The organism is Flavitalea antarctica (assembly GCF_054461535.1).
Genome location: NZ_JBTLQG010000066.1, coordinates 1 through 12,598 on the forward strand (window position 1 = coordinate 1; position 12,598 = coordinate 12,598).

Here is a 12,598-nt window from a genome sequence, read left to right on the forward strand (position 1 = left end):
ATTAATGAACTGGTTACACCAAGAGCCTTGGCAACATCGGGCACAGAACGGCCCGATTCAATCATTTTCAAAACATCCTGTTTAAATGAGGCATCGTATGTACGACGACGCCGCTTGTTTTTTTTCGATTCCATAACGTGTCAAAGTTATTGGAATTTCGTGTCCGGAAAAACTGGACCATCTCAGCCCGTCAATATCCAAATCCATACAATTTTCGTTTTCGCGCTTTAAGCGCAATTCTTCCGAAATTAAGGATAAGTATGATTGAGAAGATGACAAAAAGTACCTGATTGCCCCATAGCAAATAAAATATGATAATAGTGGCTGGAATTACCAGTATATATGATTTCTTCCCTGGCACGGGAACAAATCTTAAATCAACATCATAGGTTTTTATAATGCCCGGCAGATACTTTTTAAACAGGTATTCGCTCAATTCCATATCAGGTTCCAAATCCTCTCCTTTCAATAATTCTTCTACTTCATCGAGATAACTTCCGATCGTTTGACTGACTTCTGAGCGTCGCTCATTATTGTCAATACTTTTTAAATGATATACAAAATTGGCAAGAGATTTTGTGTGAAAATAGTTGCGCTTATCATTCGGGATCCGCGTGAAGACAGATTCCAATCTGTACATTAAAACATCATCTTCATTCATTGTCTAAACTTACTTTACTGAGCTTCTTGGAAATAAGATTTCATCTGAGGGCAGTCCACCAGGCTCCATAACATTTATTGTTGTCAGTACTCTTTGAATACCCGTAAAGGTAGTAAACATAGTTCTTGCAGAAATGTCTACAGTTGAATTTACAACTGTCGTCAGTTGCGCTGCCATGCTAGCCGACAGTGGAATATTTCTAAGCACTGCCCCTAAAGCAACATTGCGCATGTTGTATGCCCCCATCTGCACATAAAAATTAGTGGCAATTCCTGCTTCGGCAATAGTGGCGCCTGCAACAGAAATTGCTGATTGTGTAGTAGCAATAGCGGTTTGCGTTGCAGCAATAATTTCAGGTGCCGCAGCTATAACGATCGGCGAGGCGATGGCGACCACTGCTCCAAGAGCCATTTTTCGCCCATCTTCTTCGGCCTGGTAGCGGCGTGCGAAAGATTCAACGTTACTCTTATAAAGTTCTGACTCGCCACCCTGCAGAACGCGTTGACCGCTTTGTCGCCTGAAATCATACTGATATTTTTCACGGCGCCAGTCGCTGATTTCTTTTTTGGTAGAAGTTGGCCAGTAGAATCCTGGAAATCTTCTCTCCGTTTTCGGGAAGGCATACACAATTACTTCAGGCAACACGTCTGGATGTAAACTATCCGAGAGTAGTCCTGAAGGATCTATTAGCAAGATCGGGTTGTTGTTAGCAAAGTTGTAGGGAGATAAATGCCGGAAACCACCATCAATTGGATCCATGTGCCAGAATCGTCCAACCTGGGGATCGTATTTTCTAAACTCAGTAGAATATAATTCCAACCCACTTCCATCGGAAAACTCTTTACTATCCAGTTCGGTTCCTTTGTTGAACTTAAACCTGTTCTCCATCTTTCCTGCAGCCTTCGAGCTTATTCCTGCCATTGTCAATCCAAACGGATAGTAATGCGTTTCCTCAAGCAACGGTCCTCTGTTATGTATCACCTGCAAATTATCAAAGTATACTTCAACGTCACTTTCATTACTTGCATAGATATATACATACCCGTTCTTTGGCACAGTTTTCAAACCCGTATTGTGCGATTTAAATCCACCTGTAGTTGCTACGCCGTCAAATCCACCATCAACATATCTAAACTGCTCATCGAAAAAGACCCAATTGATATGAGCGCGTGGAGCAGTGCCATTATTTCTATTTCCATCACTAAGAAAATCGTCAACAACATCCGTGATTGCAGGAATCGTGTTAAGTCCTAACCCCGTTACACCCTTGGCGGCCAACAGATTGCTGCCCGCGCCAACAAACCCTTCCAGCAAGCTTAGTACAGGCACCTGGTAATTGTTCCCCGTTCCATTTTGTGCATAATAACTTTTGCCAAAAATGACAATTTCATCACCAGACATGACTTTGAGGGCAATACCGAGGCCCGATATCCCTGCGCCACCGCTTGCCTTTAATTCGTAAACCTGAGCATTATTCGCATTGGTATTTCCAAGGGTATTAGGATTATAAGGCGGATTACCATTATTGTTTTGATACGTAGGCATCCCCGATGGCTTCGGCTTAAGCTTCAAGGGATCAATGCTGTAATATTCTCTCTCTTTATATATAGCGTCTGTAGATGTATTGATGTTACCTTCCAAAGTTGCAGCTACATAGATATCCTGCTGTTGCTCTTCGGTAAGTACCATTCTTGTGTTGCCAAGATGATCTTTGATAAAATAATCATAATTAAGCTTGGCTGCAGCCTGTCCAGTGGCAGGTGTGAACCGTATCCTGCCTTCCTCATGTGGAATGAATTGTAAAACATCATCCTCAAATACCAATCCGTTCAAATACATCGTCGTTTTTGGTGACTTCCCGCTCTCCGCCACTACTTTTTTTAACTTGTTACCTAATGCGTCATATGAAAAGGTGATCGTTCCCTTGCCTGTCATTGTAATGATTTCAGGCATGTTGAGATAGTTATATGAAATGCTTTGAATCTTTTTGTTCTTGTCTTCTTTCAAATTGCCATTATCATCGTAGTCATAGTCTGCCGTATTATTATTCAGGTTGTCTAAATTGTTAACAGTAGACTCTTTGAAATCACCTAACACACTATTCTCATTATTTTCCAGGTCACGAACAAACTTGAGTCTGTTAGTATTTGGGATATATTGATAAACGAGGTCATCAATATCATCAATTTTTCCTGCAAGCATTCCCTTATGTTTCATGCCGGCTATGTTTCCATTTGCATCATAAGCGATGCCGCTGGTTGTAAAATCAACACCTGCCAGTTTGTTGAAATAGTTACTAGTGAACTGATTGAAGACAGCTGATGTTAGCCTGTTAGAAGCATCATAAATATAATCCCAACTGCGGGTTTCCATATCACCATTACTTTTCCAAATGATGCCGCCAATATTTCCGTTGAATTGTGGATTGGCATATGTGGATCCAGCAAATAATGTCTGATTGTTGTCATAAGCCACTTCATATCCAAACCAACGTTCGCGGCTATTAGTATTCTGTAGATAAGTTTTATTGAGATGCAACAGCCATCCACGGATATTATAATCATATTCCAATGGAGCTTGCAAAGTGCTACCCAGTGTTTTCTTCTTCAATTGGCTCAATCGATTATACTCATTATGTACAATCGTCTGAAAACCAGTGAGCGCGTTTCCATTAACAAGTGTGTTACGATACCGCTTCTCTACTTTCTCCAGTCGATTCAAGGCATCATAGCTAATTTTGGAGATAACTTCAGTTGTTTGCGCGTTACTTCCACCCTTCACGGTTTTGGATACGTTGATTAGCGGTTGACCCACCCATGAATATTGATTCGAAAGAACATCCCAATTGCCTGTTTGATTGTAGGCTCGTGTTTGAATTATGCGTCCCTCTGCATCATAATAACGAGTGCTTAAAGCTCCCGCGGTTTGCCACAGGCCTGTAACCAATCCGTTTAACCGCGAACTTTGTGCTGGTGGTTGTGGATAAGGTGCGCTGCCTGTACCAAGGAAAAACTGATCATGTTCTGTGCTTCGAAGATGACTGGCACCGTACATTCCTACCCATGCATAATCGTCATAGTATGTTGCCGTTAATAATTCCGGAGATGAAACTGTAGGATAGCTTAACGAAAGTGAATAGCATGGGGCAGTCAAATTATTTCTTTGCTCAAACCTTGAGTAAGCACCCAAATTTCCCTGTATGTTTGCATTGATTGCAGCTATTGTTGTGTTGGTTCCATCATAATGCTTAGCAGTCATGATGGGCCTGTTGAACTCATCGTATTTTGTTGTGAGCCAGAACTTGCCCTGCCGCAAGTTTGCGTCCTGTGTCATTATTAAACGATCCCAGCGATCATACACCATCCACACTTCGCCCGCTCCCGGAACCTTTTTCATTACCATTCTTCCCCTTGCATCATATTCATATCGGAAACACTGTTCCTTTAGGATGTCTCCTGCCAACGAATTGATATCCCATCCATTTTGTATTAATAGCTCTACACCTCTCGGTTGGATCACAGAACGAAGTTTGCTTAGATCATCATAAACATAGTACGTACATAACCAACCGTCGTGATTTTGTCCTGCGCCATTATCAGCTGAAGCTACCAACTGAACTTTTTTCAAGATGATGAGGCCTGATTTGTCGGTGAATTCAATTACCTGTTTTTGATTCTCATCAATGGTGATTTTTTTAGACAGCTCGCCTTCAAGATACGAACCGGGTGTGCTGTATGTTCCAAAATTTCCTGATGAGCCTGGGGCTACTTCCCATATCCGTACAACGTCTGCGGTTGTGTTGACTAACAATTTCGTGGCAACTCCTCTATCACTTCCTGTCCATGCGTTTCCTGCGGGCGTATACTTGCTCACGCGGTTCAGCGGAGAATTTTCAAATTGATTTTGAGAATACAAAAAAATTTCGCCCGGTAACTGGGTTGTATAAAAACCTGCGAGTTCTGTTTGAGCATTTGGCTTGAACTTTCCGTCTGTTGAACCCGATGCGTAAGGAAGATATTGTTTCCATTCGCGACCAAAGGCATCATATTCAGTACCAGTTACTAGATCCCCGGAAGCATCGGCAGCCTTTTTGGTAACTGTTTGTACGGATCGTCCTAGTCCATCAAAATATTGTGTTGACTGCACAACGTCCCTGGTATCTTCCAGCGCAGCAGCATCATACTCGGTGGTAACACCTACTTTATTGAATTGCCTCATTCGCATAAAGTTCATATTCTCGCGTGCTTCAACCTTTACAGTGACTGCAGAATAGGCTTCACAGGTATTATTCGCACCTCCCTCAAAACAGAATCCACAGTCCGTTCTATTTCTAAGATGATAAGTATAAGTTCCCGTCGCAGCAGGCGTATGCACAAAACTATACTGTCCACCATAAGAATTTGTAAATACGTTCCAGTTCACTCCGCCGTTATTACTACACCAATAATAGGGTGTTCCGAGCCCTCCCTGGCTGGTAATAGTTACAGATTCACCTAAATATATTTTCGACTTATTAGCAGTGATTGTTCCATCGATGGGCTTGGTACTGATGTTAATGGTAATACTTGCAAAGCCAGACTCGCAGCCATTTGTACTAAATCCTTTTACTTTGAACGTATGCGCGCCGATCGAAAGATTTGTTGGAACAGCATATTGAGATGCCTGAGCTAATTGGGTATTGGCATTGTTATACCATCGATAGTAGGAAGCGTTTCCATTTGCCACTAAAGTCGTTGGAGTAGAAGTGCACAGCGTGGTGGGACCAGTTATCGTAGGTATTTGAACGTTGCCGATGTCGAAGTATAATCCCAGATAGGAAGCGTTCCCACAACCATTATTGCTGTAAGCGTAACCGTAGTATAAATACTGATCTGCAGGATTGAAAGCAGGCACCTCGAAATATCCTGTCGAATTGCTTCCCTGGTATTCGTACTGTGAGTTTTGCCATTTGTAGAGATAGAAGGTTGAACCAGACACATTACTCCCAAGTTGAATCTTCGCTAAACCGTTACAAACTTTTGCATACGTTTGGGTAACTACAGGCGCAGGGGAAATAACAAATGAATATTGAGTTCTATAAGTTTCGCAACCATAATTGTAATCGTAATAGCTTACCCATACTTCGCCGCCCTGCGTTGCATTTACATAAAAATCGTAATAATTATTACCAGGTGTTGAACCCGTTTGCATTGGATAGCTTGTGAATTGACTTGAATAGAGTCGAAACTCGCCGTTGTAACCATTAGCACTCGAAGCTTCCGCACGAAGGCTCACAGCTTGCGGAGCGCATAAGGCGCCGTAGGGGTATACTTGATATAACCACACATAATCATAACATTGCGCTGACGCTTTCGAATGAAAGAGTATAGCAACGAGCACAATGGCCAGCAATTGCATCAACCGAGTTGACGCAGGTTTAGAGATCTTATTCATAATAAGGGGTTAATTCAGTTTCTGTAATACCAGATTCGTAATGTCATCGGTGGTGTTCTTCGGAGTATCTTTTCCTACAGGCCTTACATCATTGTATCCCTTTTCACGTACAACATCGCCAATTGCGGAAGCGATTTTCCTTTCAAAGTCCTGCATCATCTTGAGATTCTCATCATGTATTTTCCTCTTTTCCGTTTCAGTCACCTGCTCTAATGCACGGATTTTCTGAGCAGAATTTTCCTGTAACTCTTTTCTTTTTGTTCCACCAACTGCACTGTCAGCAGCCACTTGTTGACTCAAACTTTCTTTCTCCAGATCTGTTTCGCGCTGAAGTTTTGCTTTCAGCTCAGAGAACTTTTTAAGCTGTTCAGTTTTTGAACTGGCGTAACTGGAATATTCGCGTCGAAGTTTGGAGTGGTCCAGATATGCCACCCGAATATGTACTTCCGGCTTTTGTGTTTGTGCTTGTCCTTCTCTAAATAGTAGGATGCAAATAATAATTGAAATGAATCGCAGGATTGAAACGGGTTTCATCAGTCTAAAAATTTTAATGATCGACAGGCATTTTATTTTAAGAGGCGGCTGAAGAGAAAACGCCGGCTTCATGTCTTTCTTTCTAAAAATTATATCCAAGCCGAAACTTCAGAGGTTGTTCTTTCGGGATCTGCTGATAACTCAACATGTCCCAAAGGAGTTGTATTTTGGTTTTTTTGAAAAATTTGGATTTTATTGAAACAATCTTACTAATCCCCAGCAAGCCACTTTGCTGCCAATTGTTGATTCCTTTCAATTGAGTGAGGTTGGCGAATTGGCGCCGGTAGTTTTGTTCGTAACCTCCAGTGATATAAAAAGTTCCTTTTAGTTTCACATCAAGAAAACTTCTGATAGACAATCCCTCATGTGTTATTACTATGTTCCGGATGTCTTTGCCCCATCCGATCTTATAACTTCCACCAATCCCGATCACGGCTTTATCATTGAGTTTATAACCGACAGCTAAACCAATATCTGTTGTTACAGGCCAGTAGGCATTGCTCTTGGTACTTTGCAGGTTTGTACCAAACTCAAGACGTTCAAAAAAGGTTTTCTTCTTCTGCGTGTTAGGTTTAAAGCCCGGCAAATCAAAATCACTATTGTTTCCACCAGCCTTTGTAATTCTTTCTTTTAGTGATTCGAAGGCCGATTTCGCCTGTTGAAGACTCTGCCTCATTAAGGCTTCAGGGTTTATAGTAGTTTGCGCCAAATTATCGCCGTTCGATCCCGTAAGTGCTTGTCCAATCTGGGTTTGAATAATCTGTTGCACACTGCTGCGCGTTTGAAGTCCCTGCAACGCCTGGCTGGAACCATACCCCGCCGGTTGGGGGAAAAGTCGGGCGAGCTCCGAGTTTCTAGACATAAAATTTTTCACAGCCGGAATTTGATGAAGCATGCTCAAGGCCTTTCTTTCCAGCCTGTCAGGATCTTGCAGAATGCGCTTGTATTCCTGGATCTGCTCTGAATAGTAATATGCTTCCTTATTGTACTTTGAAAATTGCTTTGCTAGTCCGAATTTTTGTAATTCTTCCTTGAGTTTAGCCCTTTCATTTTGAAGATACTTGCGCACGACATCCGCTTGGTTAAGTTTCGTTTCTAAGCCCTTTATTCTTTGTAAAGAGTTTTCGGCTACTGATGGCTGTGAAATCGAGGCTAATGCTCTATTTGATTCCGATGAAATTTTCTGATTGGAATGCGAAGTGTTTTCTTCTGAAATGAGATTGTTTCCTGCAATACTTGAGGTTGAGCTGGTCGAAAGAAATTTAAGTGTTGTTTTGAGCGTATCTAAATAGGCATTGTATTCCCCAGAACCAGCTGCTGGTTGATTGAATGTCGTTTTCAGGTTAGAATACTTTTGTTGAACATCTCCGAAAATTCTCTGTGCGGCAAGGGAATCTTTGCGAGATAGTTTTCTTTTCAAACGAGCTTCCTGGCGTTCGAGGCGCATCAAGGTTTTATCAGTGGCTGCAACGATATTTTCTTCCAAACGGGCCGATTTTTTTTGCACCTTCGAAAAAAACTGCTGGGGAAAATCGGTGATCCGGTCTAATGCGGTGGAAGTATTCTGCGAAAACAAAACCTCGGGGGCCAGCCATAGCGCAAAAACAATGCAGAATAGTTTATTCATGAGATCTTAAGTTAGAGTGAGTTTATCAACAATCGTTAGAACGAATTAAGATTAGCTTCAAACATCGCTGGCGCTTCTCAAAATCGGAAGTTTATCATACAACAACCGAAGAAGGATTGCAGCTTCTTAATAGCCGTTCACATAATTGTATTCATATGTTTTAAGGATATTTCCCTGGTCATCTTTCTCTAGCTTCAATCGTCCAAAACCGTCATACTCAAAAAATTTGACCTTATTGTTCATATCTGTATGACTCGTGATTCCAACTAAAGGATCATGAGTGAATGTTGCGATTTTTGAATTTGCTGGCCAGATTTTTACATCATCAAACCATGCTGTTCCCGGGGCATTACAATCAAGCCTGATGTTAAGTTTCGTCACGTCAGCGGGTACGAGGTATTCACCTTCGAGGTAAACCCATTTGTTCGTTTCGTTCGTAGCAACCGATGTCACATAGGAGTAATAGTTGGTTTCATTTGCCCGCCTCATGAAGAGAAATATTTCAGTACCCGGACCAGTACTATAAACCCAGCCAGCATATTTAAATTTTTTGGAGTCGGCATTAGAAATGGTGATCCAGGTATTACTATGTACTATGTACTCACCTGCCAATGAATTGACAATTTTTCCTGAGTATCTTCCTGTGTGAGATCGGGTATTATCGTACGATGTTATAGGAGAATAAATCTGCGCTTCGGGAGTTCCTTCCCAACCACCCTCTTCAAAATTGCTATGAAAAACTTCGTTGGCATTTGCATTGACCACTTCAGCGATTGGATAGGATTTGTTGTATCCCCATACAAAAGAGGCCGGCACACCGGTTTTGTCGATACCCGACAAGATATTCCCAACATTGTCAATTGTTGAAATTTGAGAAAGTGACTTCTGATATCTTGAGTCTATCGTCACTTGGCCACTGCTAACAGCGACGGGATTAAAATTGCTGATAGGCGCTGGAGGGGTTAGATTATAACTTGTTCTTGGTTTACTGGTACCAGAATAGATCGAGTTGAATTTGGCACCAACAAATTGCGTAAGGGGATTTCCATTCACAATCCTCTTTACACTTTCCCTTTTTTCAATCCAATCCTTTACAAGATTGCGCTGCTGCATCTTGAGGATATCCTGCGTGATAGCGTCTCCAGCGGTAAGTCCTGCTAGATTATTAGGATAAGTGTATTCAAACTGTCGCTCACTTTTATCACTCGAATACGAAATTTCCTTGATTACCTGATCAAACTGATTGTAGGTATAGTCAGTCTTCTGGATAAATGATTTACCGTCCCTGTTTTCAGTTACTGTTTTCGAAGTCAGTAGTTCCGATCCAAAATTTATGGAGTATGCAGCAAAATCATAAATAGATTCAATGTTGGGATATGAATAGTTGTTCGAAGGATTAAAGCTACCGCTCGTGAACAGGGCAAATGGCTTTACCTTAAGCCCAATCAGCGTTTTGGCACCGTACAGGTCATAGTTGAAGCTTTCTGTCTGTTTCAGACTTCCGATGGCATCGTAGGTCTCGACTTTATCCAGGGTTGATTTGACCCAGAGATTATATTCATGAAAAAAACTATTCGGAAATTCTCTGGAAAAATTGAAATTGCTGAAAGACCCACTGAAAGATTGGTTAGTTGGCGCCTGGCCCCAAATACCTTCCCTACGCCACTTGTAAAAATATTTCACCTTTCCCGTTCCGTTGTTTACCGTAACCTGTGGATAGGATACAGTATTATACCTTGCAAAAAAAGGATCCTGATCTGCGATCATTGAATTAGAGAAGGTGCGTGAACGTCCATATTTAAACAATGTAATCCCAGGCGGACTTTGTGGATCTACATAAAGATTCACCTGATCTAAACAAAAAGTTTTTGCATCTACTTCAACAGGAATCTGTCCAATACCATCTTCATTGGTTCCGTAAGTATAGGTTGACAGCGTTGTTTTGTTGTAGAGAGGATCAAAAGTGGAAGTTGTAAATATCCTGATTCCGGGTCCTTGTTTAACGTTGCCCAACATATCCCGGTAATAATTGGGTTCGTATTCATAGGTGATGGAACCTCCGGTAGGGAAGATAATTTTCTTCAAAGAATAATATCTTGGTGTACCCTGTGGTGAGCGATTCGTAAGCCCCGAACCAAGGTAAAGTGAAACTGGTTGTTCTACTGGATAGTTCTGATCAAGGTAGGTGGCGCCACCAATAATATCTGGGTAATGCTTTTCAGTAGTTGGAACCTGACCTCCGTGAGGACTGCGCAGATTGTCCCAGATATCGGGAACAAAACCAGTTAAATTTCGGTCGAAGTACTCAAATTGATAATACTGTACTCTTGCAAGGTCGCCACCGAAAATCTGAACATTGTCGAGAAAATGATAGCCATCTGTATAGCTTCTGGTGAACGTTACTTTCCTAATCAACTTATCCTTTGCGTCATAGAGTGCGATCTCATTGATCAATGCAGAATTGGTTGCTCTCACGATGACGATCTTGCCATATTGAGAAGTGATCATTTTGGTGAGATAAGTATTTCTTGAACCTGAACTTCCATCGTAAATATTGTTGAAACTCGAGTTTGGTGAGTACAGAGAACTTTGATGATATGCTTCGGTAAGACTAACGGTACGCTCAGTTGCCAGCATGCCTTCAGCAACGTTAACGTCATCATATTTAAAAGACACTATTTTATTGTTGGCAGTTGTAAGCTTCGTTACAGGCCATGAGCTCGAAGCTTTTTTACCTGGATATAGAATGTTGAATTCAGAGAGATAGTTTCCATTATCGAGACCTGCAATGATTTCGTTGCCCATTGGATCTTTCAACGTGAAGGCGCGAATGCCATCAGCATCCGTAACGTAGTCAAATTTTGTCAGCGCATCATTTGCAGCCACCACCACTTTGTTTGCAACATCTTCGATCGCAAATGTTCCAGACGAAATTGGCGTTTGAAAATCGAATATATCATACTCTCCATCTTTTTCTACGTCACCGTTCTTAAGCCGCATACCTCCATTAGTTGGAAGTCCCCATGTATATTGCGTGAGTTGCTGATCCCTAGATATCTGACTGGTTCCAATCAAATTAAAAACTTGCTGCGCAGTAGGTCTTGTATAATATTCATCAGGCCTGTTATACACAGTTCGGGTAATTCTATAGTTGAGAGAAACAGACCATCCAAGTCCTACTTCGCCTGGGAGCTGGCCATATTTTACGCCACTGCCACTATAGGTGATTGATACTGGAATTTCGAGACCATCATCCACTTTAAGGGAGAACAAGTGTACAGGAAAATTTAGGCTTCCTGACTGAAGGTTTACACTGTTGTGTATACTCTTCAAAAATTCAGTGTTGATTTCAGCGGGAGCAACGTCGCCTTTGGTATCAAAGATCTGAGCTTTTGCAAGGTTTGGGTTTATTAGGCAGTATGCTGTAAGCAAAGCGGCACAGCAAATCTCTTTAAGCATGGCTTGTATTTAAAGTTTAGTAGAGCTATATTCATAACGATACATGCGGGTAACGGTCACCCGGTAGCAAATAACAAAACACTAGACATTCGTCGAGAGAGGAATTCGAATTGAATTAACTCTGGGTACAAAACAACAAAAGAAGTATTGATATCGTGAAATGCCGGATAAGAACCAAACCTAATGTCCGTCATTGATTGATTCTGTCTGACAAAAGTTGATCCGTTCCAATAACTGTTCCGTGAAATTGCACCTTGGTCAACATCAGGATTAAGAATAGACTTCTTGAAATTTAGTGATGGAGCTATTGTACTTGTTGATCCACCTATAAACAATTGGGAGATTGGAGTAATCTTTGAGATTCCCGCATCTCCATTTTGGGATATGAATTTACCTTGGGCAGTAGCAGCATTCACGCACAATAATACAAGACTCAAAATGAGTTTGACTATTGCGCAAGACTTTCTCGAGCGCATTGGAAGCAGTTAAATGGTTAAGGGGTTGTGGGAAACGAAAAACTGTGGTTGATAGATAGGAATGGATAAGGCTGTGAAACGCGAAATGTTCGGTTAGGCGTATGGTTTAGTATGATCGCATAAAACTATATTGCCCATTTCACTTTGTCAAAATTATTTCATCATTTTTGCTCACCCGCAAAGAAATCAGTAGAACTACTGTTAAGCCATAGTAATTTCCGAATAAGTGTTTTCTTTTATATCACGTCAGGAAACGCAGTACTGCAAAAGGTTTCATCAGAATCAAGAAATCAAGCACTATACATTCATAATCCGAATAACTAACCGTTACTGTATATTCCGGCGAACTTGACCCCAGTGTTCCGGGGGATGTTGACCCCACCCTTAGATACAATCTAGGTAGTAAGA

6 protein-coding genes are annotated in these 12,598 nt (G+C 41.5%); all 6 read right to left on the reverse strand.

What is annotated here, in order from left to right; all coding sequences use genetic code 11:
• Positions 1-134, reverse strand: a 134-nt coding sequence (locus tag ACX0G7_RS26830; RefSeq protein ID WP_458926634.1) for a transposase, incomplete at its 3' end; no start/stop codon positions are given.
• A gap of 56 nt (positions 135-190) precedes the next feature.
• A complete protein-coding gene (locus ACX0G7_RS26835; RefSeq protein ID WP_458926629.1) occupies positions 191-640 on the reverse strand; it encodes a hypothetical protein in 450 nt (149 codons plus the stop codon).
• A gap of 30 nt (positions 641-670) precedes the next feature.
• Positions 671-6,094 carry a DUF6443 domain-containing protein gene (locus tag ACX0G7_RS26840; RefSeq protein ID WP_458926630.1) on the reverse strand — a complete coding sequence of 1,808 codons (5,424 nt, stop codon included), beginning with the start codon at positions 6,092-6,094 and terminating at the stop codon, positions 671-673.
• 9 nt (positions 6,095-6,103) lie between these two features.
• Positions 6,104-6,628 carry an OmpH family outer membrane protein gene (locus ACX0G7_RS26845; protein WP_458926631.1) on the reverse strand — a complete coding sequence of 175 codons (525 nt, stop codon included), beginning with the start codon at positions 6,626-6,628 and terminating at the stop codon, positions 6,104-6,106.
• Positions 6,629-6,710: 82 nt separating this feature from the next.
• Positions 6,711-8,255, reverse strand: a complete 1,545-nt coding sequence (locus ACX0G7_RS26850; protein WP_458926632.1) for a hypothetical protein — start codon at positions 8,253-8,255, stop codon at positions 6,711-6,713.
• 126 nt (positions 8,256-8,381) lie between these two features.
• A complete protein-coding gene (locus tag ACX0G7_RS26855; RefSeq protein WP_458926633.1) occupies positions 8,382-11,714 on the reverse strand; it encodes a carbohydrate binding domain-containing protein in 3,333 nt (1,110 codons plus the stop codon).
• Between the last annotated feature and the right edge of the window lie 884 nt (positions 11,715-12,598).